The 25583-nt window shown below is 70.9% G+C and carries 26 protein-coding genes; 17 read left to right on the plus strand and 9 right to left on the minus strand.

From position 1 onward, the window contains the following. Positions 1-29 precede the first annotated feature (29 nt). Positions 30-1457, minus strand: a complete 1428-nt coding sequence (locus CPZ01_RS00980) for a hypothetical protein (protein WP_096393002.1) — start codon at positions 1455-1457, stop codon at positions 30-32. A gap of 278 nt (positions 1458-1735) precedes the next feature. On the opposite strand from CPZ01_RS00980, the gene CPZ01_RS00985 reads away from it, so the two are divergent. Then, the gene (locus CPZ01_RS00985; RefSeq protein ID WP_172863916.1) at positions 1736-3799 is read left to right on the plus strand and encodes a hydantoinase/oxoprolinase family protein; all 2064 of its coding nucleotides are present in this window, start codon (positions 1736-1738) and stop codon (positions 3797-3799) included. Then, positions 3796-5436 (plus strand): hydantoinase B/oxoprolinase family protein, encoded by a 1641-nt coding sequence (locus tag CPZ01_RS00990; protein WP_096393003.1) that lies wholly within the window; start codon positions 3796-3798, stop codon positions 5434-5436. Before CPZ01_RS00985 ends, CPZ01_RS00990 begins: the two co-directional genes overlap by 4 nt. Positions 5437-6129: 693 nt before the next feature. Here CPZ01_RS00990 and CPZ01_RS00995 read toward each other — a convergent pair. After that, positions 6130-8055, minus strand: a complete 1926-nt coding sequence (locus CPZ01_RS00995) for a beta-CASP ribonuclease aCPSF1 (RefSeq protein ID WP_096393004.1) — start codon at positions 8053-8055, stop codon at positions 6130-6132. Between the two features lie 228 nt (positions 8056-8283). Between CPZ01_RS00995 and CPZ01_RS01000 the strand changes: the two genes are divergently transcribed. After that, entirely contained in the window at positions 8284-8838 is a 555-nt protein-coding gene (locus CPZ01_RS01000) for a hypothetical protein (protein WP_096393005.1), read from the plus strand. A 15-nt stretch (positions 8839-8853) separates the two neighbouring features. On the opposite strand, the gene CPZ01_RS01005 is transcribed toward CPZ01_RS01000, so the two are convergent. From CPZ01_RS01005 to CPZ01_RS01030, 6 genes are all read right to left on the minus strand, one after another. Continuing rightward, the gene (locus CPZ01_RS01005) at positions 8854-9720 is read right to left on the minus strand and encodes an SDR family oxidoreductase (protein ID WP_096393006.1); all 867 of its coding nucleotides are present in this window, start codon (positions 9718-9720) and stop codon (positions 8854-8856) included. Between the two features lie 102 nt (positions 9721-9822). Continuing rightward, positions 9823-10629 carry an archaeal proteasome endopeptidase complex subunit alpha gene (psmA, locus tag CPZ01_RS01010; RefSeq protein WP_096393007.1) on the minus strand — a complete coding sequence of 269 codons (807 nt, stop codon included), beginning with the start codon at positions 10627-10629 and terminating at the stop codon, positions 9823-9825. A gap of 4 nt (positions 10630-10633) precedes the next feature. Then, positions 10634-11113 (minus strand): Rpp14/Pop5 family protein, encoded by a 480-nt coding sequence (locus tag CPZ01_RS01015; protein ID WP_096393008.1) that lies wholly within the window; start codon positions 11111-11113, stop codon positions 10634-10636. 10 nt (positions 11114-11123) lie between these two features. Further along, the gene (locus CPZ01_RS01020; protein ID WP_096393009.1) at positions 11124-11747 is read right to left on the minus strand and encodes a class I SAM-dependent methyltransferase; all 624 of its coding nucleotides are present in this window, start codon (positions 11745-11747) and stop codon (positions 11124-11126) included. Next, positions 11728-12498 (minus strand): RNase P subunit p30 family protein, encoded by a 771-nt coding sequence (locus CPZ01_RS01025; RefSeq protein ID WP_096393010.1) that lies wholly within the window; start codon positions 12496-12498, stop codon positions 11728-11730. Before CPZ01_RS01025 ends, CPZ01_RS01020 begins: the two co-directional genes overlap by 20 nt. 66 nt (positions 12499-12564) lie before the next feature. Beyond that, complete coding sequence (locus CPZ01_RS01030) at positions 12565-13431, minus strand: DUF6498-containing protein (protein WP_096393011.1); 867 nt, start codon at positions 13429-13431, stop codon at positions 12565-12567. A gap of 78 nt (positions 13432-13509) precedes the next feature. Between CPZ01_RS01030 and CPZ01_RS01035 the strand changes: the two genes are divergently transcribed. From CPZ01_RS01035 to ftsY, 10 genes are all read left to right on the plus strand, one after another. Beyond that, positions 13510-13794 (plus strand): DUF357 domain-containing protein, encoded by a 285-nt coding sequence (locus CPZ01_RS01035; RefSeq protein WP_096393012.1) that lies wholly within the window; start codon positions 13510-13512, stop codon positions 13792-13794. A gap of 79 nt (positions 13795-13873) precedes the next feature. Then, a complete protein-coding gene (locus CPZ01_RS01040; RefSeq protein WP_096393013.1) occupies positions 13874-14992 on the plus strand; it encodes a M20 family metallopeptidase in 1119 nt (372 codons plus the stop codon). A gap of 117 nt (positions 14993-15109) precedes the next feature. Then, positions 15110-15262: a 50S ribosomal protein L39e gene (locus CPZ01_RS01045; RefSeq protein WP_004050128.1), complete on the plus strand. Its 153-nt coding sequence runs from the start codon at positions 15110-15112 to the stop codon at positions 15260-15262. Next, positions 15263-15541: a 50S ribosomal protein L31e gene (locus CPZ01_RS01050; RefSeq protein ID WP_096393014.1), complete on the plus strand. Its 279-nt coding sequence runs from the start codon at positions 15263-15265 to the stop codon at positions 15539-15541. Position 15542: 1 nt separating this feature from the next. Then, positions 15543-16208: a translation initiation factor IF-6 gene (locus tag CPZ01_RS01055; protein ID WP_096393015.1), complete on the plus strand. Its 666-nt coding sequence runs from the start codon at positions 15543-15545 to the stop codon at positions 16206-16208. Between the two features lie 75 nt (positions 16209-16283). Further along, complete coding sequence (locus CPZ01_RS01060) at positions 16284-17267, plus strand: ABC transporter ATP-binding protein (protein ID WP_096393016.1); 984 nt, start codon at positions 16284-16286, stop codon at positions 17265-17267. Further along, complete coding sequence (locus CPZ01_RS01065; RefSeq protein WP_096393017.1) at positions 17264-18079, plus strand: ABC transporter permease; 816 nt, start codon at positions 17264-17266, stop codon at positions 18077-18079. Before CPZ01_RS01060 ends, CPZ01_RS01065 begins: the two co-directional genes overlap by 4 nt. Positions 18080-18197: 118 nt before the next feature. Beyond that, entirely contained in the window at positions 18198-18374 is a 177-nt protein-coding gene (gene rpl18a / locus CPZ01_RS01070; protein ID WP_004595730.1) for a 50S ribosomal protein L18Ae, read from the plus strand. Continuing rightward, positions 18374-18832 carry a prefoldin subunit alpha gene (gene pfdA / locus CPZ01_RS01075; protein ID WP_096393018.1) on the plus strand — a complete coding sequence of 153 codons (459 nt, stop codon included), beginning with the start codon at positions 18374-18376 and terminating at the stop codon, positions 18830-18832. The genes rpl18a and pfdA overlap by 1 nt, the downstream gene beginning before the upstream one ends. A gap of 15 nt (positions 18833-18847) precedes the next feature. Next, complete coding sequence (ftsY, locus tag CPZ01_RS01080) at positions 18848-19966, plus strand: signal recognition particle-docking protein FtsY (RefSeq protein WP_096393019.1); 1119 nt, start codon at positions 18848-18850, stop codon at positions 19964-19966. 113 nt (positions 19967-20079) lie between these two features. On the opposite strand, the gene CPZ01_RS01085 is transcribed toward ftsY, so the two are convergent. Beyond that, positions 20080-20325, minus strand: coding sequence for a phosphatase PAP2 family protein (locus CPZ01_RS01085; protein WP_394338332.1), 246 nt, complete (start codon positions 20323-20325; stop codon positions 20080-20082). Positions 20326-20686: 361 nt separating this feature from the next. Between CPZ01_RS01085 and CPZ01_RS01090 the strand changes: the two genes are divergently transcribed. The 4 genes from CPZ01_RS01090 to CPZ01_RS01105 are packed head-to-tail and all read left to right on the plus strand — an operon-like array spanning position 20687 to position 25567. Then, positions 20687-21778: a BMP family lipoprotein gene (locus CPZ01_RS01090; RefSeq protein ID WP_231899196.1), complete on the plus strand. Its 1092-nt coding sequence runs from the start codon at positions 20687-20689 to the stop codon at positions 21776-21778. 32 nt (positions 21779-21810) lie between these two features. Next, entirely contained in the window at positions 21811-23385 is a 1575-nt protein-coding gene (locus CPZ01_RS01095) for an ABC transporter ATP-binding protein (RefSeq protein WP_096393020.1), read from the plus strand. A 53-nt stretch (positions 23386-23438) separates the two neighbouring features. Continuing rightward, positions 23439-24515 (plus strand): ABC transporter permease, encoded by a 1077-nt coding sequence (locus tag CPZ01_RS01100; RefSeq protein WP_394338334.1) that lies wholly within the window; start codon positions 23439-23441, stop codon positions 24513-24515. Further along, positions 24512-25567 carry an ABC transporter permease gene (locus CPZ01_RS01105; RefSeq protein WP_096393022.1) on the plus strand — a complete coding sequence of 352 codons (1056 nt, stop codon included), beginning with the start codon at positions 24512-24514 and terminating at the stop codon, positions 25565-25567. Before CPZ01_RS01100 ends, CPZ01_RS01105 begins: the two co-directional genes overlap by 4 nt. The last annotated feature ends 16 nt before the right edge of the window (positions 25568-25583 follow it).

The following is a 25583-nucleotide window of genomic DNA, read 5'->3' on the forward strand; positions in this document are numbered from 1 at the left end:
TCGCTTAAGCGCTCGCCTCGCCGCGGTGTTCACTCCACCGCTGCGGGTCCGTCGCCCGGACCGTCGCCGTCGCCCGGGGCGTCCCCGTCGCCCGGACCGTCGCCGTCGCCCGGGGCGTCCCCGTCGCCGCCGTCGGTTCCTCTGGACGCCGAGCGCGCCCCGAACCGGCCGAGCGCGACGCGTGCCAGCGTCCCGGGGCTGTGTCGGCGGATCACCCGAACCGCGTTGACCGCGAAGACGGCGACGCCGAGCGTCACCAGGGACATCCCGGCGAGCGCCGGTCCCCGGGCGCCGCCCCCGAGCGTCGTCCCGGACGCCCCCGCGAGGAGGTCGGCGGCGACGACGAGCGCGGTCCCGACGAACAGCAGCGTCCCGTCCGCGGCCGCGAGGCGGTCGTCGTAGAGGTCGTCGACCATCGGCACCGCCTCGAAGCCGAGGCGGTCGCTGTACCGCTCGACCCAGACGACGAACGGGACGACGTGATACAGCGTCCCGAGGATCACGAACCCGACCACGCCGAGCAGCAGCAGCGGTGCGCCCCCGGGCCCGCCGAGGACGTGTTCCCGGGCGGTCGGCGACCGCAGCCACGCCGGCGCGGCGGTCGCGGCCCACGCGGCCAGCGCGAGCGCGACGACCGCGTACCGCGTGTGCATCGGCGTGCGCTCGACGCGCATCTCGAAGAGCCGGCGAGCGAGGACGACCGCGAACGCGAGGGCAGCGAGCGGGATCAGGGCGGCGCCGAGGCGGGCGAGGGCGGTCGATCCGATCAGTCGCCCCGCCGCAAGTGCGACGACGCCCACCGGGTGGCCGACCTCCTCGACCGCGCGGAGGCGATGGTCGACCCCGTGGAGCTCCGTCTGCGTGAACATCGTTCCGAGCTGGTACAGGGCGCCGTAGATCGTGGTGAGCACCGCGCCGAAGACGGCGAGGGTGACGTGGGCGCCGCGGACGCCTCCGTGCGAGACGCCGAAGCCCGCGAGGAACCCGGAGCCGAGGTCCGCCGCGAGCAGGACGCCGAGCGCGGTCAGGACGACGAAGAACGCGAGCGCGACGGCGAAGTGGCGCTCGGTCACGTCGAGCTCCTCGACCGTTCCGAGGGTCCGTCCGACGTTGTAGACGAACGTCCAGAACCCTACAAGCATGACGGTGCCGAACACCGCGAGCAAGGCGAGCCGGCCCAGCGCGAGCGCGGCCGCGAACCCGACCAGCCCGCCGACGACCAGCGCGAGCTGCGCGCTCGCGAGTCGACGCGAGTGGAGCGTCGTCCCCGACCACACCGGGACGAACTGCGTCATCGCGCCCATGATCGTCACGCACACCCACCCGATCAGGAACAGGTGGACGTGGACGAGGCCGCCGAGCCCCGGCACCGCGTCGACGATCAGCCCGATCCCGGCGAGCAGGGCGCCGCCGAGGAGGGTCAGCCCGACGAGGAAGTGCCGAAGCGGGACCGTCATCGGCGGCCCCTGCGCCGTGTCGATTCCGCCCGGAACTGCTCCCATATTCGGATCACCGACCGCCGCCCCCCTCCGACTGTTCCCGAAGATGTTCGCGGGATCGTCGGGTCGCGGGGACGCGGCTCCCGGCCGGCGGGCGCCGGGGCGCGCGAGGCGGCCGCATCCCCGAACGGGGCGGTCTTAAGTCCGTCCGGTAACGAGGGGGCTCCATGCCACGCGACCGAGACACCGCGCCGCTCGGCGTCCGGAGCCACCGCGACGCCGCGGGGGTGTCGTAGATGGGCGGGAATTCGGCGGACGGCGATTCGGCGGACGGCGATTCGACGGACGACCGACGGGCAGGCGGCCGAGCGATCGGCGTCGACGTGGGGGGCACGTTCACCGACGTGGCGCTCTCGCTCGACGGCGACCTCGTCACCGCGAAGGTGCCGAGCACCGACGACCAGAGCGAGGGCGTCGCGGCCGGGATCGAGAAGGCCTGCGAGGCGGCCGAGATCGACCCCGAGACCGTGACCGAGTTCTCCCACGCGATGACGGTCTCCGTCAACGCGCTGCTGGAGGGCGACGGGGCGAAGACCGCCCTCGTGACGACCGAGGGGTTCCGCGACGTGCTGGAGATCGGCCGGCAGACCCGGCCGTCGCTGTACGACCTCGACGCCGAGAAACCGGCGCCGCTCGTCCCCAGGCGCCGCCGGTTCGAGGTCCCCGAGCGCGCGACGGCCGACGGGATAGAGCGACCGGTCGACGACGAGGCGATCGAGTCGCTCGTCGCCGACCTCCGCGACGCGGACGTCGAGTCCGTCGCGGTCTGCCTGCTCCACGCGTACGCGCACCCCGAGAACGAACGGCGACTGGCGGGCGCGCTGCGCGGCGCGCTCGACGCCCCGGTGTCGGCCTCCCACGAGGTGCTCCCGGAGTTCCGCGAGTACGAGCGCACCTCGACGACCGTCGTCGACGCGTACGTTCGCCCGGCGATCGACGGCTACGTCGGGCGACTCACAGAGCGGGCGCGGGACCTCGGCCTGCCGCAACCGCGGATCATGCAGGCCAACGGCGGCGTCACCGACGCCGACACGGTCAGGCGGAACGCCGTGACGACGGTCCTCTCGGGGCCGGCGGCGGGCGTCGTGGGCGCGAGCGCGACGGCCGGGACCGACGCCGACCGAGAGGGGCTGATCACCTTCGACATGGGCGGGACCTCCAGCGACGTGAGCCTCGTCCGCGACGGCGAGGTCGAGCGGACGACGGAGGCGACCGTCGCGGACCGACCGATCGGCACGCCGATGGTCGACGTCGAGACGGTCGGCGCGGGCGGCGGGTCGATCGCGTGGGTCGACGCCGGCGGCGCGCTCCGGATCGGCCCCCGCTCGGCCGGCGCCGACCCCGGTCCGGCCTGCTACGGCAAGGGCGGCACGGAGCCGACCGTCACGGACGCGGACCTCGTGTTGGGGTACGTCAGCGCGGACACCGACCTCGGCGGCGACCTGTCGCTGGACCCGGACGCGGCCCGCGACGCGCTCGCCGACCTCGCCGACGAGGCGGGGATGGAGGGGCCGGTCGAGACCGCGCTGGGCGTCCACCGCGTCGCGAACGCCGACATGACGCGCGCGATCCGCTCCGTCACCGTCGAGCGCGGCCACGACCCGCGCGGGTTCGGGCTCGTCGCCTTCGGCGGCGCCGGCCCGATGCACGCGGTCCAGATCGCCGACGGCCTCGACGTCGAGCGCGTTATCATTCCGCACGCCTCCGGTGTCCTCTCGGCCTACGGGCTGCTCGCGGCCGACGAGACGCGGGACGCCGTGCGGACCCGTCAGGGGCCGCTCGCCGAGGTCGACTCCGACGCGGTCGACGCGCTCTACGGTGAGATCGCCGACGACCTGCTCGACGAGGTCAGCGACCGGGACGCGGCGCGCGTCGAGTACGCCGCGGACCTGCGGTACGCGGGGCAGAGCTTCGAGCTCACCGTCGGCGTGGCGCGCCCGTTCGACCCGGCCGCCGTCGGCGAGCGGTTCGCCGCGGCCCACGAGTCGGCGTACGGCTACCGGGCGGACGAGCCCGTCGAGCTGGTGAACTGCCGCGCGACGGCGACGGTCCCCCGGAGCGCGCCGGCGATCGAGTCCGTCGGCGCCCCCGACGCGGGGCCGCGGACCACCCGCGAGGCGGTGTTTCCCGACGGGGCCCGCGAGACCCCCGTCTACGACCGGGATCGCTTCCCGGCCGACGAGCGCGTGGCGGGCCCGGTCGTCGTCGAGGGCCCCGAGAGCACGGTCGTCGTCCCGCCGGCGTGGAGCGTCCGACTGCGCGACGACGGGGCGCTGGTCGCGGAGGTGAGCGACTCGTGACCGACGCGGAGCCGGGAGCGGGCCTCGACCCGGTCACGCTGGAGATCCTCCGGAACCAGCTGGAGAGCGTCGCGAGCGAGATGGGCCACGTGCTGATCCGCGGCGCGTACTCGCCGAACATCAAGGAGCGACAGGACTGCTCGACGGCGCTGTTCGACGCCGACGGCCGGATGGTCGCGCAGGCCGAACACATCCCGGTCCACCTCGGCGCGATGCCCGACGCGGTCGACGTCGTCCTGGAGAAGGACCCGAAGCCGGGGGACGTGTTCGTCGTCAACGACCCGTTCGCCGGGGGGACCCACCTCCCGGACGTGACGCTCGTCTCGCCGATCGCGCCCGACGGCGAGATCGTGGGCTACGCGGTGTCGCGCGCGCACCACGCCGACGTGGGCGGGAGCGCGCCGGGGAGCATGCCGCCGGGGGCGCGGGAGATCTACGAGGAGGGGCTCCGGCTCCCGGCGGTCCGGCTCGTCGACGGCGGCGAGCCGAACGAGGCCGTCCGCGACCTGATCCTCGCCAACGTCCGCACGCCGGACGAGCGCGAGGCGGACCTCCGCGCGCAGCGCGCGGCGAACGCGCGCGCCGAGGAGCGGATCGGCGAACTGCTCGACGAACACGGCGAGACGCTGCTCGACGCGTTCGACGCCGTCATCGACTACTCGCGCGAGCGCGTCGAGAGCGAGATACGCGAGCTCCCGGACGGCACCTACCGCGCGGCCGACGTCCTCGAAGGCGACGGCGTGACGGACGCGGACGTCCCGGTCGAGGTCGCCGTCACCGTCGACGGCGCCCGGATCGACGTCGACTTCGCCGGCACCGCCGACCAGGTGGACGGCAACCTGAACGCCCCGTTCTCGGTCGCGAAGAGCGCGGTGTACTTCGTCGTCCGCGCAGTCACCGACCCGGAGATCCCGCCGAACCACGGCTGCTACGAGCCGGTCTCGATATCCGCGCCCGAGGGGTCGCTGCTCGACCCCCGACCGCCGGCCGCCGTCGTCGGCGGCAACGTCGAGACGAGCCAGCGCGTCACCGACGTGACGCTGGAGGCGCTCGCGGAGGCGGTGCCGGACGCCGTCCCCGCCGGCGGACAGGGGACGATGAACAACCTGATCGTCGGCGACCGCGGCGGCGAGTTCACCTACTACGAGACGATCGCCGGCGGGTTCGGCGCCCGGCCGACCAAGGACGGGATGGACGGCGTTCAGGTCGGGATGACGAACACGCTCAACACGCCGGTCGAGGCGCTGGAGACGGCGTACCCGCTGCGGGTCGAGCGCTACGCGCTCCGTCCGTCGAGCGGCGGCGACGGCCGGTATCGCGGCGGGCTCGGCGTCGAGCGGACGCTCACCGTCGAGCGGGACGCGACCGTCTCGCTTCTGACCGAGCGTCGGCGGACCGCGCCGCGCGGGCTCGCGGGCGGCGAGGACGGCGCGCTCGGCGAGAACCTGATCGACGGCGAGCCGGTCCCGGCGAAGGCGTCCGTCGACGTCGCGGCCGGGTCGACCGTCTCGATCCGCACCCCGGGCGGCGGCGGGCACGGCGACCCCGCCGAGCGCGACGAAAAAGCACGGGAGCGCGACCGACGCGACGGGAAAGTCGACGACCGAGAGGACGAGTCGACCGACGATCGTTTATAAATAGAGTTGGCGGTGGCGCGCCTCCGAGCGGCCGCCCCCGGCGGCCGCGAGGAGTCCGCGAGGGAGGCGGCGGTCCGGCGCGGCTCTGCCCGCGCCGGGCCGGCCGCCGAGGCTGGGGAGGCGTGAGGTGCGGTGCTGTGCGGGGCGGGACTCAAAGGGGCAGTCACCGGCGGCGGAGCCGCCGGTTGCCCGTGGCGCTACGCGCCATGCTGCCGGGAGGCGGACGCAGGCGTTCACGAGAGCTTTGCTCTCGTGAGCCAATCAGAACGCTTCGCGTTCTGATGACGACGGAAGCACCGCAGCGAGCGAGCGAAGTGAGCGAGGAGCGTGGTTCGAGAGAGCGAAGCTCTCTCGTCATCCCGAAAATCGGAGATTTTCGGGCGACAACGAGCGTGCGCCCGCCTCCCGGCTGGGACTTCGGAGCTGTTCTCCGCGGATTCGTTTTCGACCATTTATAAATGAGCGGCTGGGACCTTGGTAGCCGTCACCGCGCGATCAACGATTTATAACCGACCGACCGGAGATTTGGAAGCGATTTCCGCCGCTCCGCTATCGTCTATTTATAAGTGAGCAGCTGGGCTTTGGAAGCCGTCACCGCGCCAGCAACCACTTATAAATAAACAGCCGAACCCAGAGCGTCAGACACCGCGCAGACAACGACGGATACCCGAACACCCCGTCAGAGTCAGCGTCCTATTTAAACCGGAACGTCTCTAGATTCTTCGGCGCGAACGTCCGCATGTTGTAGTCGTGGTACAGCGCGGACGAGAGGTCCTGAACGGAGCCCTCGTCGCCGTGGACGCAAAGCACCTTCTCCGGGCGCGGGTTCATCGTCTTCACGAAGTTCTCTAACCCCTGTCGGTCGGCGTGGCCGGAGAAGCCGTCGACGACCTCCGTGCCCATCTCCAGGGTGAGCGTGTCGCCGCGGCTCCCGCCGCCCCAGCCGTCGACCGGGATCTCGTCCCAGCCGTTCTGGATGCGGCGGCCGAGCGTCCCCTGCGCCTGGTAGCCGACGAACACGAGGTTCGAGTCCGGGTCGGGGCCGATGTGGCGGAGCCACGACATGATCGGCCCGCCCTCGATCATCCCGGAGGTGGAGACGATGATACATTGGTCGCCGTCGGCGACCTCCTGCCGCTCGTCCTCGCCGGCGTCGATGTGGTTGAACTGGTCGGCGAGGAACGGGTTCTCGTCCTCGTGGAAGATCCGGTCGCGGAGGTCGTCGCGGAGGTACTCGGGGTAGGTGGTGTGGATCGCGGTCGCCTCCCAGATCATCCCGTCGAGGTGGACGGGCATCTCGGGGATCTCGCCCTCGCGCATCGCCTCCTCCAGCACGAGCATGATCTCCTGTGACCGCCCGACGGCGAAGGCGGGGATGACGACCTTCCCGCCCTGCTCGTACGTCTCGTTGATGACTTCCTTGAGCGCCTCCTCGGAGTCCTCCTGGTCGGTCTGGTAGTCGTTGCGGCCGCCGTAGGTGGACTCCAACACGAGCGTCTCGACGCGCGGGAAGTCGTTGACCGCGCCGTTGAACAGGCGGGTGTCCTCGTAGTGGATGTCGCCCGAGAACGCGACGTTGTAGAGGCCGTCGCCGATGTGGAAGTGGGTGACCGCGCTGCCGAGGATGTGGCCCGCGTTGTGGAACGTGAGCTTCACGTCCGGCGCGACGTCGGTCACGTCGCCGTACTCCAGCGGGATGGTGTGTTTGATCGCGTCGCGGACCTGCGCGGACTCGTAGGGGGGCGTCCGGCCGTCCTTCGCCGCGACGTCGAGGTAGTCGAGCGTGAGCAGGCCCATCAGGTCGCGGGTCGGCTCCGTCGTGTAAATCGGGCCGTCGTAGCCGTACTTGTACAGCAGCGGGACCAGCGCCGAGTGGTCGAGGTGGGCGTGGGTCAACACGACCGCGTCGAGGGTCGCCGCGCCCGCGCCGAGCGCCTCGGGGACCTGGAGGTACGGCACCTCGCCCTCCGCGCCGGGCTTGTCGCCGCAGTCGATGAGGATCCGCGTCTCGGGCGTCGAGAGGATGAAGGCCGCGCGGCCGACCTCGCGGCAGCAGCCGAGCGTCGTGATCCGGACCCACTCGTCGTCGGACATCTCCTCGCGGTGGATCTGTCGGCCGACGCGTTCGAGGATGTCGCGGCGCTCCTCGCGCTCGTTCTTCAGGAAGCCGCGGACGTTCGAGACGGTCGAGGACTCTATCGGCGGCGTCCGGACGACCTCGGGCGTCCAGCCGACCTCTTGGGTGATCTCGCGGAGCGTCGAGCCGCGGCGGCCGATCACCATCCCGGGCTTCTCGGCCTCGATGACCACCTCACCGGTGTCCTCGTGGAAGTCGAGGTCGGTCACGCCGGCCTCCTCCGGGATCACCTCGCGGACCTGGTCCTCGGCCCGCGCCGGCGGCGAGAGGGCGCTCGGGTCCGGGCGGACCGTGATCCGCTTGCGGAGCTTCGAGGCGAGCCGGCGGATCAGGTCGCCGTCGCCCGCGAACCGCTTCGGGTCGCGCGTGTACACGACCAGCTCCGGCCCCTCGTATTTCACGTCGGTGACCGTGATGTCGTTCGGAATCTCCTGTTCGATCTCGGATTTCAACGTATCGAGTTGCTTGTCGACTTGACTCATATCTCACTGCGGGTCGTCGGGGCCGTCGTCGTCGTCGAATCGCGTCGCGCGTCGCGCGGCGACTCGCCGCCGATCGATCGACCGTGACGGGGTAGGCATAGTGGAAGTACTGTCCGTACTGGTTCCGTACGCGGGAACAGCCAGCGAAAACCCGCTTGGATCGGACTACTGCCCCGCCGTTATAAAAGCCTTCGCAAAGGGCAAGCCGCAGGCGACACAATCCGGTCCATGCGCGTCACGCCGCAGACGGTCCGCGACGAACACGCCTGGGTCCGCGACCGCGCCGACGTCGTCGTGCCGATACTCAACGACACCCGCGACCGCCTCGGCCGGCTCTTCGAGACGGACGTCGACTCGGTGGCGCCCGACGCGTACCGCCGCGAGGTCGACGCCGTCTTCGCCGACGGCGAGGTCGCGGTCAACGTCGCGGCCTGCGTCGCGCTCCTGCGCGACCTCGACGTGGCGGGCGACTACCCCGGGTTCGTCGTCGACGAGGTCCTCGGCCGGGAGCTGGCCGCGACGATAGCCGGCGGGCGTCCGCTCTCGCTGCTCGCGCAGGCGACGTTCCACGTCGCCGACCTCTACGTGGACCGGGATGCCACGGCCGAGGCCGACCGGGACGCGGCGGCCGACGCGGACCGGGCCGGCGCCGGCACCGCCGGCGCGGACGACCTCGACGCCGCGCTCGCGGCGGGGTTCCAGACGCGGCTGCCCGGATGGGACTGGCGAGAGGGAGAGAGTCCGTTCGCGGTCGACGCGGTGGACCGGGGCGAGACCGAGTGAACGGGCGTCGGCCGCCTACGAGGTGAAGTTCCGAACGAGCCCGTACGCCTTGTCTAGCAGCGCGTCGGGGAGGAACCGCGCGAGGACGCCGACCCGCGCGACGGGGCCCGGCTGGACCCGCGCCGGGGGCTGGGTCGCGCTCGCGGCGTCGTAGATGGCGTTCGCGACGAGCTCCGGCTCGACCGCGCCGGGGCCGTCGCCGCCGATCAGCTTCGCGTCCTCGAAGGTCGCGTAGAACTCGTCGTAGGCGTCGGTCCGATCGATCCCCTCGCGCTCGTCGGGGTCGGCCTCCCGCTCCGCGCGCTTCGAGAAGTTCGTCTTCACGGGGCCGGGTTCGACGACGACCACGTCGATTCCGAGGTCCGCGACCTCGTTGCGGAGCGCGTCCGACATCGCCTCCAGCGCGAACTTCGACCCGCTGTACACGCCGCCGCCGGGCATCGACACCCGCCCCGCGACCGAGGAGACGTTCACGATGGTCCCGTCGCGCTCGCGGCGCATCGCGGGCAGGACCGCCCGAATGAGTCGGTGGGGCCCGTACACGTTCACGTCGAACTGGTCGTGGACGCGGTCCGTGGTGACGTCCTCGATCGGCCCGAACTGCCCGTAGCCGGCGTTGTTGATCAGCGCGTCGATCGCGCCCTCCTCGTCTAGGACCCGCTCGACGACGCGGTCGACGTCGTCCTGATCGGTGACGTCGAGCGTGGCGAGCTCGCAGCCCGCCTCGCCGAGCGCCTCGACGTCCGCGGGGTTCCGCGCGGTGGCGTACACGGTCCATCCCTCGTCGAGGAACGCGTGCGCCGCGGCGCGACCGATGCCCGAGGAACAGCCGGTGATGAGTGCCGTCTTCTGCACGCCTCTCCGGTCGCTCTCCGAGGGCATAACTCTCCCGACCGAAGCGTCGAAAAGGGGACGACCCGGCCGTCGCGGCCGCGTCCGCGTCGACGTGGCGTTCGCAGCACGGCACGCTGCGGCGACGACGACTTACTCCTCGTCGGTGTCGCCGTCCGCCGCGTCCTCGCCGTCAGCCGCGTCCTCGCCGTCCGCCGCGTCCTCGTCGCTCGCGAGCAGGTCGCGCTCGGCGAGGATCGCCTCGATCTCGTCGGTCGACCGCTCCGCGTACTCGGGGTCGTCGACGGTGATCGTGGCGACGCCGACGCCGTCGGGGGTCAGCTCGCCGTCGTTCGACTGCGCGAGGGTGTCGAGCGCGAGCCCGATCGCCTCCTCGGTCGAGATCCCCTCCTCGTACTCCGTCTCGAGGTAGTCGCGGAGGTCGCTGCGGTCCGAGCCGATGGAGAGCGCCTGCCACTCGTAGGGGGTCCCCGAGGGGTCGGTCTCGAACAGGCGCGGCTCGCCGTTCTCGATGCCGCCGACGATGAGCGCGACGCCGAACGGGCGCGCGCCGCCGACCTGCGTGTACTGCTGGATGTGGTCGGTGATGTTCTTCGTCAGCGTCTCGATGCCGACGGGCTCGCCGTACCGGAGCTGGTTCACCTGCGCCTGCCGGCGCGCGAAGTCGATGAGCTGGCGGGCGTCGGCGACGTGGCCCGCGCTCGCGACGCCGACGTGGTCGTCGGCCTTGTGGAGCTTCTCGATGCTCTCCGGCTCCATGAGGGGGGAGCGGGCGCGCTTGTCGGCCGCGAGGACGACCCCGTCCTCGGCGCGGATCCCGACGCTCGCCGTCCCTCGTTTCACCGCCTCCCGGGCGTACTCGACCTGGTAGAGTCGGCCGTCCGGAGAGAAGATTGTGATGCCGCGGTCGTACGCCTGCTGTTGGGATTGTCCCTGCATGATATCACTCGGTGTCGAACGCCGTCGCGCCGACGCGACCCGACTCGGTCCGCACGTCGCGCGCGTCTCCGCGCACGGTCGCGGCCCGCTCGGCGCCCTCGAACGCGACGTCTCGCTGTGTCGAACTGGCGGTCGCGCGACCCATATATCTTTCCTCACAGGCACGTACCGTCCCCGAAATCCCCCTAACGAGGATTCCGACCGGCTCGCCGTCGACCTCGCTCACGCAGGCGATCGCGGCGCGCGCCTCGGCGACGTGGCCGTGTCTGACGCGGACGACGGCCTCGCCGGTCCCGTCCGCGTGCGCGAACGACAGCAGCGTGAGGTCGGCGTCGGCGCTGCCGGCGTCGCCGAGGAGGTTGCCGGCGCTGTACCACAGCGCGCGCTGGAACGCCCGCCGGCCAATCTCGGCGTCCGCCCACGACTCGATCCCGACCGCGAGGTAGCGCCACCGCGGCCGGAGGTGTTTGGGGAGGTGCTTCACTGCGAACTCCTCACGCCGGGAGCTCCCGGATCCGCTCCGCGACGATCACCGCCACCTGGTCGTGGACGCGCTCGACGGCGGTCACCGCGAACCCCTCGTCGGTGAACGCCTCGACCAGCGTGCCGACGGTCGCCGGGTCGTCCACCTCGGGGCTGTAGAACGGCTCCTCGGGGTCGGGCTCCTCGAAGAACGCCACGTCGCCGAGGACGATCCGCCGCGCGCCCGTCTCGGCCATCACACTGATCGCCTCGCGCTTCTCGTCGTCCGCGAGGTGGTGGAGCGCGAAGTTCGAGGTGACGATATCGACCCGCTGGTCCGCGTCGAGGCCGGGATCGCGGAACTCGCCGTACGCGAACTCGACGTCGTCGAGCCCGCGCTCGGCCGCCTTCTCGCGCCCCTCCTCCATCATCCCCTCGCTAACGTCTCGCGCGAGGACGCGCTCGGCATTTCCGGCGACCTCCAGCGCGATGGCGCCCGTCCCGGCGCCCAAGTCGAGGACGACGTCGTCCGCCTCGGGCGCGGCGTGCTCGATCACGAGGCTCGCGCAGGCGTGGTACTCGTCGCTCTTCGAGTCGTCGTACGCGGCCGCCTTCTCGGAGAACCGCTCGGCGTGTTCAGCAACCGTCTTCTTCATGCCTACCACGTCGGACCCCCGGCTCTATGAAGCCCTCGGAGCGGCGCTCCCGGTTGCGCTCGACGAGGTCGCCCCACGCCCGAAGCCCCTCGCGGACGGCTTCCGGGTCGAACCCGATCGCCTCGCCGACCGCGACGAGCTCGCGCGGCGCCCGGAGTTCGAGGTGCGAGCGCGCGTTCGCGCTCACGACGTACGGCGCGTCGTAGTGGTCGACGATCTCGCGGAGCTTCCGGAGGTCCGCGAGCGCCCGGACGCGCTTCCCGCCCGTCTCGCGCAGCGCCGGCCCGAAGTCGAACTCGACGTGGACCCCGTTGTCGCGCGCCGCCTTCGCGAGGACGTGGTTGACGTCGCCGCCGCCCGTCATCGGGCGGACGAGGGCGTCGACGCGCGCCTGCTCGACCGCGAACCGGTTCAGGGCGTCGTCGCCCCCGACGACGCAGACCACGGTCCGGTCGGACCGGTAGTTCCCGACCGCGCCCGACGCGCTCGTCGGGTCGTCGGCGTCGATCTCGACCGCGTCGACGACGTCGATCCCGTACTCCTGGCGGAGCGCGTCCGGGTCGCGGACGGGGCTCTCGTCGCGGTCCGCCGCGGCCGAGCCGCCGTCGCCGGGTCCACCGCCGCCATCGACCGGATCCAGCGCGTCGCGCGACCGCACCACGATCCCGTCGTAGCCGTGCCGAGCCGCGGTCGCGGCGTGGCGCGCGGCGGTCGCCTCCCCGTCGGGGTAGGCGTGAACGGCCTCGTACATGGCCGCTCGTTTCGCGGCCGGGCGTATCGGCGTTGCGCTTTCGCCGCCGACCGCGCCTCGCCCGGATCAGTCTTCCCCCGCGGTTTCCTCCGTCTGCTTCCACTCCCGGCGCGGGTCCTCGCCCGTGAACCACGTCGCGATTCCGTCCGGATCGTCTTCGCGGAAGGCCCGCCGTCGACTCCACTCGACGAGCGTCTTCGCGAGCGTGATCGGCACGAGGAACGGAAGCAGGACGGCCTGCGGTCCGACGGCCGCCGCGACCGCGTCGAGCGTCCCGGCGCCGACGAGTCCCTGAACCACGAGCAGCGCCACCGCGACGGCGGGCACGGAGAACAGTCCGATGACGAGGTAGAAGAGGACGACCCGCTGGGCGGCTTCGACGACCATGTACGGCGACTGCTCCTCGTAGGCCCGCTCCGCGAAGAACTCGCGGCGCACCTCCGCGATCTGTGCGAGACAGACGCCGAGGGCCGCGACCCCGACGCTCGGAGTCGCGTACGAGAGAATGTCGCCGCCGACCCACGCGAGGGGGAACGCGACGAAGTAGAAGACGCCGAGCGACCGGACGACGACGCTCGCGTTCCGACGGTACACGGGCGGGAGCCACGAGGCGAGGTGGATCGGCTCGGGCGTCGTTTCCCACCGCTCCTCGTCGAGTTCGGTGTCCTCGGAGTAGCCGATGACGTAGAACGCGCGGTCGTCCAGGTCGATCGGTCGCTCGGCGAACAGCGCGGCGGCGCTGTACGCCAACACCATCGCGACCACCTCGATCCAGTACACCGCGAGCAGTTCGCCGACCCGCCAGTCGAACGCGACGACGCCGGCGAGCGGGAGGAGGTTCGTCGCGAGCACGAGCGCGAGCGCCCCGCGACCGGTGGGGTCCAGCGGGTGCGACGGGCCGCGACCGACCTCGGGCGGTCCATCGGAGGGCATCGTCTCGTCTCCCGGCCGCGTCGAACATAAACCTCGCTACCCGACGACCTTTTTGTTCGCTCGCGGGAACCACGTCGCATGCCCGCCGACCTTGCGGAGAAGACGGACCGCTACGAGCGGATGCTCGCGGACGCGCTCGCCGTCGCGGAGCCGCGTCCCCCGGCCGACACGCCGCTCGGCGAGGCCGCCGCCGACGTGACCGAGATGGCCGAGTCGTACCTCGACGACGGCCGGCACTTCCGCGACGACGGCGACCCGGTGAACGCGCTCGCCTCGTACTCGTACGGCTACGGCTGGCTCGACGCCGGCGTCAGGCTCGGGCTGTTCGCGGTGCCCGACGACACCGAGCTGTTCACCACGTGAGGCGGGTCGCCCGCCGCCGCGGTCGTTCCTGTCGACCTCCGAGGGACGCGCTTAAGCGGTGACGGCCGCCACTGGCGTCATGGACGAACTCGCGGACCTGACCGAGCGGCTCGTCTCCATCCCCTCCCACGAGGACGAGACGGCCGCGGGCGACGCGATCGAGGAGTGGCTGCGCGCGGAGACGGACGCGACGGTCGAGCGCGACGACGCCGGCAACGTCCTCGCGTTCGCGGGCGCGACCGACGACCCGGACGCCGACTCGCTCGCCCTCGTCGGCCACCACGACGTGGTGCCCCCGGCGCCCGAGCAGACGACCGGCGAGGGCCTCGACGGCGAGTACGTCGTCGAGCGGCGCGACGGCCGGATCTACGGCCGCGGGACCGCCGACATGAAGGGCTCGGTCGCGGCCGCAATGTGCGCCTTCCGCGACGCGACGCCGCCCGCGGGCCGGGAGCTGATCTTCGCGTCGTTCGTCGGCGAGGAGGTCGGCGGCGAGGGGGCGCGACACGCGATCGACGCCGGGTTCGCGCCGGACCGAGCGGTCGTCGCGGAGGGCTCGACGAACTACTCGAAGCCGGGCGTCACGGACGTCGTCGTCGCGCACCGCGGGCGCCGCGGGTCGCGGCTCGTGGCCCGTGGGGAGGCCGCGCACGCGTCGGAGCCGGAGGCGGGCGAGAACGCGATCTACCGCGCCTGCGACGCGATCGACGCGGTCCGCGACCTCGACGTCCCGGACGCGACGGTCCTCGGGAACGAGGTGTCGGGGTCGCTCGCGGTCACGATCGTCGACGGGGGCGAGACGTGGAACGTCATCCCGGAGCGCTGCGAGGCGACGGTCGACGAGCGCACGGTTCCCGGCGGCCGCGCCGACCTCGCGGGCGTCGCCGACGCGACGCCGGGCGTCGAGCTCGTCGTCGACCAGGACCTCCCGCCGATGGCCTGCGGCGACGCGGCGTTCGCCGACGCCGCGCTCGACGCCGCTCGCGCGGTCCACGACGAGCGCGGCCTCGACGCGCCCGAACACGTCACGAAGCCGCACGCGACCGACGCGGGGTGGCTGGCGCAGGCGGGCACCGAGTGCCTGGTCTGCGGCGCCTCCGAGCCCGGCGAGGCGCACACCGACACCGAGAGCGCGAGCCTCGATGTCCTCGACCGCTGTTACCGGATTTATACTGGGATCGCTGAGCGGGAACGGTAGCAGACGGAAGTTGGGTCCCTGCGCGCGCAGCGCGGCGGTCAAGCGACGGTTGGCGGCCGCCTCGCCCGACCCCGTATGGAAGGGGTTTTATGCGCTCCGCGGAAAGTGTGCGCCACTATGGGAGACAAGTCGAAGGCTCAAAAGAAGCGTCTGGCGAAGGCGGAGCGCCAGAACACCCGCGTCCCCGCGTGGGTCATGATGAAGACGGACATGAACGTGACGCGAAACCCCAAGCGGCGCAACTGGCGCCGGAACGACCTGGACGAGTAAATGTCGACGAACGACTTCGAGGAGCGCGTCGTCACCGTCCCGCTCCGCGACGCCAAGGAGAAGCCCGTCCAGCAGCGCGCCGACTACGCCATGAAGATCACCCGTCAGCACCTCGCCAAGCACTTCTCCGTCGACGAGGACGACGTGATCATCGACGGCTCCGTCAACGAGGCCGTCTGGGAGAACGGGCGACAGAACCCGCCCAGCACGGTGCGGGTCCGCGCGGCTCGGTTCGTCGAGGACGGCGAGCCGGTCGTCGAGGCCGAACACGCCGAGTAACGTGTTACGGGCGACCTTCACCGGCTCGTCGTACGTGGGCGTGTTCGCCCGCGCCGTCGACGACCTCCTGTTAGTCCGGCCGGACGTCGACGAGGAACTCGCCGAGGACCTCGGCGCGGAGCTCGGCGCGGAGCCGCTGCCGACGACGGTCGGTCGGTCCAACACGGTCGGCGCGCTCGCGACGGGCAACGAGCACGGCGTGCTCGTCTCCTCGCGCGCGACCGAGCGCGAGAAGGACCGGATCGCGGACGCCGCCGGCGCCCCGGTCCACGAGCTCCCGGGCGAGATCAACGCCGCCGGCAACGTCGTCCTCGCGAACGACTACGGCGCGTACGTCCACCCGGACCTCTCGCGCGAGGCGATTCAGACGGTCAAGGACGCGCTCGACGTCCCCGTGACCCGCGGCGACCTCGGCGACGTCCGCACCGTCGGCACCGCCGCGGTCGCCAACGACACGGGCGTGCTCTGTCACCCCCAGTCGACGGAGTCGGAGCTTCAGGCGGTCGAGGAGGCGCTCGACGTCCGCGCCGACCTCGGCACCGTCAACTACGGCGCGCCGCTCGTCGGCTCCGGCCTCGTCGCCACCGACGAGGGGTACGTCGTCGGCGAGGACACGACCGGCCCGGAGCTGGGCCGGATCGAGGAGACGCTCGGCTTCATCGACTGAGCCGCTCGCCGCCGCTTCCGCCTCCCGCTCGCCGACACTCCCACATTTAAGAGTCGAAGCGGAGTTAGGGACGGTATGCCCGCCATCGAGTGTCGGAAGCTCTCCAAGTACTACGGCGACGTCCGGGGGATCGAAGACGTCTCCTTCGCCGTCGAGGACGGCGAGGTGTTCGGCTTCCTCGGCCCGAACGGCGCGGGGAAGACGACCGCGATCCGCACCCTGCTCGGGTTCCTGTCGCCGACGAGCGGCGGCGCGGCGCTGCTCGGTCACGACGCGACCGACCCGATCGAGTCGCGGCGCGCCCGCGAGCGGATCGGGTACCTCCCCGGCGACCCCGGACTCGACCGCGACCGGACCGCGAAGGCCTTCCTCGACCACCAGGCGGCGCTCCGGGGCGCGTCGAGCCGCGACGACCTCGTGGACCGATTCGATCTCGACGAGTCCCGCCGCATCGCCGACCTCTCGCGTGGGAACCGGCAGAAGGTTGCGCTGGTGGCCGCGTTCATGCACGACCCCGACCTGCTGCTGCTCGACGAGCCGACCTCCGGGCTCGACCCGCTCCTTCAGGAGGAGTTCGCCGCCCTCGTGCGCGAGCGCGTCGACGACGGGGCCAGCGTCCTCCTCTCGTCGCACGTCCTCGGCGAGGTAGCAGCGCTCTGCGACCGCGTGGGCGTCCTCCGAGAGGGCCACCTCGTCGCGGTCGAGTCCGTCTCCGAACTGCGGTCCCGGGGCGGGAAGCAGGTCCGCGTCCGCGTCGCTGAGGAGGTCGAGCGCGCCGACTTCGAGGTCCGCGGAATCTTGAACCTCCGCGTCGGCGAGACCGTCTCGTTCACGTGGACGGGCGAGTACGACGCGCTGATCGACCTGCTCTCGGGATACACCGTGCTGGACCTCGACGTCGTCGACGCGCCGCTCGAAGAGGCGTTCATGACCTTCTACGACGGCGACGTACCGGGGCCGACCGGAGGTGGCGGCGCGGCACGCCGCGGAGCCGGTGGAGCACCCGGCAGCGACGCGGAGCGAGACGCGCCCGCGGAGTCGGGGGGTGACGGTCGGTGAGCGACCGCCCCGCTCCGTGGCTCGCGATCGCGCGGTACGACGCCGCCGGCCGCGTTCGCGGCTCGCTCGCGGCGACCGGGCTCCTATCCGCGTTCCTCCTGCTCTTCTTAGCCTTCTTCCCGTCGCTGTCGACCGCCGGGATCGACCTCGACGCGTACGTCGAGGCGTTCCCGCCGGCGTTTCAGGAGGCGTTCGGGATCATCGCCATCTCCTCCATCGAGGGGTTCCTCGCGGTGGAGTTCTACCAGTTCGCGTGGCTGCTCCTCGTCGGGCTCTACCTCGCGTACCTCGCCGGGGGAACGATCGCGGGCGACGTCGCCTCCGGCAGAATGGACCTCACACTGTCGGCACCGGTCGCCCGTCGCGACGTCGTGATCGGGCGGTTCCTCGGGCTGGTCCCGCTCGTCGCCCTGTTGAACCTCGTCCTACCGGTCGTCGCGTACGTCGGCGTCGTCGCGGTGGGGGAGACGATCGCGGTCGAGCGGCTCGTCGCGGTCCACGCGCTCGCGGTGCCGTACCACCTGACCTGCGTCGCGGTCGGGATCGCCGTGTCGACGCTCGTCTCGCGCCCGGGGATCGCCCAGCGGGTCGCGCTCGGCGCGCTGTTCGCGCTGTTCATGTTCGAGTCCGTCGCCGCGAGCACCGACTACGCCGAGGCGGGAGACCTCAGCCCGACGGCGCATTACGACCCCTCCGCGGTCCTCGTCCTGGGCGAGTACGACCTCACGGGCGCGGCGGTCCTGCTCGCGGCGACGACCGTCCTCGTCGCCCTCGCCGTCGTCCGGTTCCGCCGCGCGGATCTCTCGGGATGAAACCCACGTTTCGGGACCGCTCCGCCGTCGTTCGAGGCCGATTCGTTCCGACCCCGGCCGCCTCGCCGCCTGTCCCTTTTTAGGAAGATACTTCCCTGTCCCTGCCGGATCGGGGAACATGAGTACCTACACGGTGAGTGGACGGTTCCAGAGCCGAGACGGCGACCAGCCGTTCACGAAGGACGTTGAGGCGGAAAACGAGGATCTCGCCCGCGAGCGGATCTACACCACGGTCGGGAGTCAGCACAACCGCAAGCGTACCCAGATCGACATCGAGGAGGTGTCCGAGGCATGATGGGTGGCGGACAACAGCAGCTCCAGCAGCTCTCCCAGGAACTGCAGGAACTCGACGAGGAGATCGAGGCGCTCGAAGCCGAGATCGCGGACTACCGCGAGGAGAAGGCCGACATCGACGACGCGGTCGAGGCCATCGAGACGCTCGACACGGGCGCGACCGTTCAGGTCCCGCTCGGCGGCGGCGCCTACCTCCGCGCGGAGGTCCAGGACATCGACGAGGTCATCGTCTCCCTCGGCGGCAACTACTCCGCGGAGCAGGAGCAGGACGACGCCATCGACGTCCTCCGGCGCAAGCAGGAGGCACTCGACGACCGCATCGAAGAGACCGAGGAAGAGGTCGAAGAGCTGGAGTCCGAGAGCGACGAGCTCGAACAGCAGGCCCAGCAGATGCAACAGCAGATGCAACAGCAGCAGATGCAGCAGATGCAGCAGGGCGAGGAAGGCGACGGGGAGTAACGGAGGACCCCGACCGTGTTCGACGGACTGAAAGACAAGCTCTCCGGCTTCCGCGAGGACGTCGAGGAGTCGGCCGAGGTCGAGGAAGAAGCGGGCGAGTCGCCCGACGAGGCGACCGCCGAGAGCGACGCGAGCGACTCTTCGACCGGGGACGCCAGAGCCACCGCTGAGACCGCCGGAGTCGAGGCCGAGACCGCCTCCGACGAACCGACCGCGGACGACGACTCGGCGTCTGACGACGACGAGCCGAGCACCTTCCAGCGCGCGAAGGCGTTCGCAACCGGTCGGATCATCATCGAGGAAGAGGACCTCGAGGAGCCGCTGTGGAACCTCGAGATGGCGCTGTTGGAGAGCGACGTGGAGATGAGCGTCGCCGAGCAGATCCTCGACAGCGTCCGCGAGAGCATGCTCGGCGAGTCCCGCAAGCAGGTCGAGACGACCGGCGAGCTCGTCGAGTCAGCGCTTCACGACGCCCTGCTCGACGTGATCGCGGTCGGGCAGTTCGACTTCGAGGAGCGGATCGCCGAGGCCGACAAGCCGGTCACCATCGTCTTCACGGGCGTCAACGGCGTCGGGAAGACGACGAGCATCGCGAAGCTCTCCGAGTGGCTCGCCGACCGCGGCTACTCGTCGGTCCTCGCGAACGGCGACACCTACCGGGCGGGCGCCAACGAGCAGATCCGCGAGCACGCGGACCGGCTCGGCCGCGACCTGATCAGCCACGACCAGGGCGGCGACCCGGCGGCCGTCATCTACGACGGCGTCGAGTACGCCGCGGCGAACGACATCGACGTCGTCCTCGGCGACACGGCGGGCCGGCTTCACACGAGCGACGACCTGATGGCCCAGTTGGAGAAGATCGACCGCGTCGTCGACCCGGACATGACGCTGTTCGTCGACGAGGCGGTCGCGGGCCAGGACGCGGTCAACCGCGCGAAGGAGTTCGACGACGCCGCCGCGATCGACGGCGCGATACTGACGAAGGCCGACGCGGACTCCTCGGGCGGCGCCGCCATCTCGGTCGCGTACGTCACCGGGAAGCCGATCCTCTTCCTCGGCACCGGACAGGGGTACGACGACATCACTCGGTTCGACCCCGAGGCCCTCGTCGAGAGCCTGCTCGACGAGGAGTAGCGGACGCTCGAACCGGACTCTACGGGCTTCCTCTCTCGCCGCGCCGCGAGCGGCGGCTCCCGGACGCTCGCGTCGCTTCGACCCGTCGACGGGAACCCGGCTCGTCGACTCCATCAGTCGTCGCCCGGCTTGGGATCCGCCGTCGGGCCGTCGAGCGGGTCGGGCGCTTCGCCGGGCGACCGCCCCTCGACGCGAGTCACGATCCGCGCTCCGACCGCCGCCGACCCGACGTCAAGGGGGGCGCCCGCGACGACGTCGGTCGCCCAGTGGATCCCGAGGTACATCGTCGAGTAGACGACGCCGGCCGCGAGCGCACCAGAGACCGCGGTCCACCGGGGGAGGCTCGCCGCGAGCGCCACGCGACGGCGAACGCGGCTATCGAGAGCGAGACGTGGAGCGAGGGGAAGACGTTCGTGTTCGACGTCACCGCGGTCGCCGAGGTCGTTCGCCGCGCGGGAGTCTCGTCGCGCTCGCGCGCGCCGCCTCGATCGGCCTCCCAGCCCGAATCGCGATAAAGGGATTTCTCACGCTTTTTTATCATTGGTAGCGCCGGTGAGTATAGTAGACAATTATTTATGTTATTCAGGGGCCGGTTAATTTGAGGCGGAAGTTATGACTGACAGCGATAACAACGGGAACGGGTCGACGCACAGCCCAGAGACAACCGAGTCGGATCGCGGATCGCAGCGCCGCGACGTTCTGAAGGCGGGAGTCGGGGCGGTGGGAATCGCCGGGCTCGCAGGGTGTCTCACCGATGACGGTTCGGACGGGTCGGACGGCTCAGATGGTTCGGACGGCTCAGACGGTTCGGACGGCTCAGATGGTTCGGACGGGGGAGACGAGACGACGAACGTCGCCATCGTCTCTAGCCCGGCGGGGTTCGGCGACCAAGCGTTCAACGACTTGGCGCTCGACGGGCTCCAGAACGCGGCCGAGGAGTACGACATCGAGATTCAGCAGGTCGAAGAGACCAACCAGTCGAACTACCAGACGGTCCAGTCGCAGCTCGCCGAGAGCGGCGACCCGGACTACGACCTCATCGTTCTGGTCAGTTACAACCACACGCAGGCGCTCCAGACGAACGCCGAGGAGTACCCGGACCAGAACTGGATGCTGATCAACGCGTCCGTCGACCAGCCCAACGTGGCGGGGTACACGTGGGCGAACCACCAGATGTCCTTCCAAGCGGGCGTGCTGGCCGGGACGATGACCACGCGCGAGCTCTCTCACGAGGGTAACTCCCTCGACCCCGACGAGAGCGTCGTCGGGTTCGTCGGCGGCGTCGACGGCTCGCTCATCAACGCGTTCGAGCGCGCCTACCGTGCCGGCGTGGAGTGGGTCGACGAGGGGATCGAGGTCAACGTCGGCTACATCGGAAACTACACCGACACCCAGACCGCGAACAACATCGCCACCTCCCAGTACGACGCGGGCGCCGACATCGTGTACCACGCCGCCGCGGCGGCCGGGCAAGGCGTGTTCCAGGCCGCACAGGAGGCCGATCGGTTCGCGATCGGCGTCGACGCCGACCAGTCGGTGACCCTCCCGGACTACCAGGACGTCATCATGGCGTCGGCGGTGAAGTACATCAACGAGGGGACCTACGAGGTCGCCGAGGCGGTCGTCGAAGACGACTGGTCCAGCGTTCAGGGGGCCAACGTCCTCGGCCTCGAGTCCGAGGCGGTCGAGGTCGTGTTCGGGCAGGCGGTCGGCGACAGCCTCCCGGACGTCGCCGCAGAGAACCTCGAAGAGAGCAGGCAGGCGATCATCGACGGGGAGGTCACGGTCCCCTGTAGCGCCGGCGGTTGCTGACAGCGGGCGGTGCCCGCGAGTATTTCTCCACTATGCCAGAACCCACAGACAACGCGCCCGCCGTCGAGCTCACCGACATCACGAAACGGTTCGGCGACGTCGTCGCGAACGACGGCGTCGACTTCACCCTGCGGAAGGGGTCGGTCCACGCCGTGGTCGGCGAGAACGGCGCCGGGAAGACGACCCTGATGAAGGTGTTGTACGGTCTCTACGATCCCGACGAGGGGACGGTGACCGTCGACGGCGAGCCGCGGACGTTCGGGTCGCCGCGCGACGCGATCGACGCCGGGGTCGGGATGATCCATCAGCACTTCCAGCTGGTGGACACTATGACAGTCCTTCAGAACATCGTCTTAGGCCACGAGCCGTCGAGGAACGGGCTCGTCGACGACCGCGAGGCGCGCGAACGCGTCCGGGAGATTTGCGACGCCTACGGGTTCTCCGTCGACGAACACCTCGACACGGACGTCGAGGACCTCGGCCTCGGCGTCCAGCAGCACGTCGAGATCGTCAAGAGCCTCTACCGCGGCGCGGAGACGCTCATCTTCGACGAGCCCACGGCGGTGTTGACCCCGCAGGAGGTCGAGGGCCTGTTCGACGTCATGGGCGCGCTCACCGACGACGGGCGGTCGCTCGTCTTCATCACGCACAAGCTCGACGAGGCGATGACGGCGGCCGACGAGATAACGGTTCTCAGGGACGGCAGCGCGGTCGGGACGGTCGACGCCGACGCGACGTCTCGGAACGACCTCGCCCGGATGATGGTCGGTCGCGAGGTGCTCTTCGACGCCGAAGCGCGGGAGCGGTCTCCCGGGGGCGTCGCCCTCTCCGTCGACGGCGTCTGCGCGGACGACGAGCGGGGGATCCGCCAAGTCGACGGCGTGAGCTTCGCCGTCAGGGAGGGCGAGATCCTCGGCATCGCCGGCGTCGAGGGCAACGGACAGCGGGAGCTGATCGAGGCGATAACCGGCATGCGGACCGCCGAACGCGGCGCCGTAGCGCTGTCCGGCGACGACATCACGGGGCTGAGCCGGCGGGAGCGCATCGAGTCCGGGATCGCGTACGTTCCCGGTGACCGGACGCGAGAGGGGCTCGTCCAGGAGTACAGCCTCGTCAAGAACGCGCTGCTCGGCAACCAGACCGTCGAACCGTTCGCGGAGGGCGCGTTCCTCGACTGGCGGGCGATCACCGACCACGCGAACGACATCGTCGAGGAGTACGACGTCCGTCCGCCGGACGCGGACGCGACCGCCGAGTCGCTGTCCGGCGGGAACCAACAGAAGTTCGTCGTGGGTCGCGAGCTCGAGCGGGACCCGTCGCTGCTCGTCGCCGCGCATCCGACGCGGGGCGTCGACATCGGGTCGATCGAGTTCATCCACGAGCGGCTCCGCGAGATGCGCGACGAGGGGGTCGCCGTGATCCTGGTCTCCTCGAAGCTCGACGAGGTCAAGCGGCTCTCCGACCGGACCGCCGTCATGTACGAGGGGGAGTTCGTCGACGTGGTCGACCCCGGCGACGTGACCGAGGAGGAGCTCGGACTGATGATGGCCGGACGGTCGCTGGACGGGCCCGACACCGTCGCGCTCGATGCGGGGGGAGACGCGTGAGCGACGTCGGTCCCTCGCACGTCCGGGCCGCGCTCGACCGGATCGTCGACCGCATGCTCCGGGCGTCCGTGCTGGAGCGGATCGCCATCGCGATCGTCTCGACGACCCTCGCGCTCGTCATCGGCGCCGGCATCGTGGCCCTGTCGGGATACGACGCCGTCGAGTTCGTCTACTCGCTCGTGTACGGGGCTGTCGGCGAACTCTCGAACGTCGCCTTCACGCTCCGCCAGTCGACGATGCTCATCCTGGCCGGCGTCGCCGTCGCGGTCGCGTTCCGCGCCGGCGTGCTGAACATCGGCGTTCAGGGGCAGTTCGTCGTCGGCGGGTTCGCCGCCACCCTCGCGATCCTGTTCCTGGCGCCGCTGCTTCCAGGGAACGCCCTCGTCGGCGTCGCCCTGATGATCGTCGCCGGAGGGGCCGCCGTCGCCGCCGGCGGGGCGTACGCCGCGCTGCCCGGGCTGATGAAGGCGTACGCCGACGCGAACGAGGTCATCACGACGATCATGTTGAACTTCATCGCCTCCGGCGTCGTCTACTTCCTGTTGGACGCGTACCTGCGTCCGCCGGGGGCGGCGGCGCCGAACACGGAGGCGTTCCCCGACTACGTCGACCTGCCGGGGTTCGCATTCGGGAGCCCGTCGTTCTCGGTCATCGGGTTCGCGATCGCGCTGCTGACCGTCGCCGTCGTGTACGTGTACATGACGCAGACGGGGTCCGGCTACGACCTCGTCACCAGCGGCTACCAGGAGCCCGCCGCGAAGTACTCCGGCGTCGATCCGAACCGGATGATCGTCCGGACGATGACCCTCTCCGGGATGATCGCCGGGCTCGCCGGTGCGCTGTTCGCCGTGATGATCCTGGGGTACTACAGCGACCCGAACACGTTCCCGACGTTCGGCTTCGACGCCATCGCCGTGAGCCTCTTGGCCGCGAACAACCCGCTCGGAGTGATCCCCGCCGGGCTCCTCTTCGGCGGGCTCGACGCGGGCGGGCAGTACATCGGCTTCACGCTCGACGTGCCCAGCGAGCTGGTCGACGGCGTGATCGGGCTGATCGTCCTGTTCGTCGCGGCGCCGGAGCTGTTTCGCGCCGCCGGACGGTACACCGGCCTCGGGGGTGACGACGGATGAGCGCCGTCCGCGACGCGCTGGCGGACCGCGCGGCGTTCGTCGGCGGTCTCGCGCTGCTCGCGGCCGTCCTGCTCGCGTTCCTCGTCGCCGATATCCCCGGTAGCGACCTCGTGACGGTCGGCGCGATGGAGCGGGCGCTTCAGGCCGCGACGCCGATCGCGTTGGCCGGAATCGGCGGGCTCTACGCCGAGAAGAGCGGCGTGTTCAACATCGGGCTTGAGGGGTTCATGATATTCGGCGCGCTGTTCGGAGCGGTCGCGGCCTGGACGGTCTCCGGCGGCGACGCCGTCGGCCAAGCGGATCTCTGGGTCGGCGTGTTGGCCGCGACGCTCGTCTGCGGCCTGCTGGCGGCGCTGTTCGCGGTCCTCCTGATCCGTTACGAGGCCGACCAGATCGTCGCCGGGCTCGCGGTGTGGTTCGTCGGGCTGGGCTTCGGACCGTTCATCTCCACGATCGTCTGGGGCGGCGTTTCGAGCCCGTCGCTGCCGAACATCGACAACGTCGCCGTGCCGGTCCTCTCCGAGGTTCCGATCGCGGGACGGCTGTTCTTCGACGCGTCGCCGCTGGTCCTGTTCACGGTCCTCCTCGCGGTCGGCGCGTGGGTCGTGCTGTTCCGGACCCGGTACGGCTACTGGGTTCAGGCCGCGGGAGAGAACCCGGAGGCGCTCGACACGGCCGGCGTCGACGTGAACCGCGTCCGTTACGCCACCCTCGTCTTCTCTGGACTCGCGGCCGGCCTCGGCGGCGCGGTGCTGTCGATAGGCATCGGGAGCGGCTTCACCGGGACGGGAGTGACGATGGTCGACGGCCGCGGCTGGATCGCGATCGTCGCGTACCTGTTCGGCAACTACAATCCGCTCGGGACGTACGGGGCGTCCCTGTTGTTCGGCGCGATGGACATGCTCCAGATCCAGCTACAGACCGCCGGCATCTCGCTTCCCGGGAGCATCACGGGGCTGTTCCCGTACGTCGCCGTCCTCGTCGTGCTCGTCGCGGTCGGATACACGCGGGTGCCGGCGGCCGTCGGGGAGCCGTACGCGAAGGAAGACTGACCGGCGGACCGAACTC

Origin of the sequence: Halorubrum trapanicum, assembly GCF_002355655.1 — an archaeon.
In the GTDB taxonomy this organism is placed as follows: domain Archaea; phylum Halobacteriota; class Halobacteria; order Halobacteriales; family Haloferacaceae; genus Halorubrum; species Halorubrum trapanicum_A.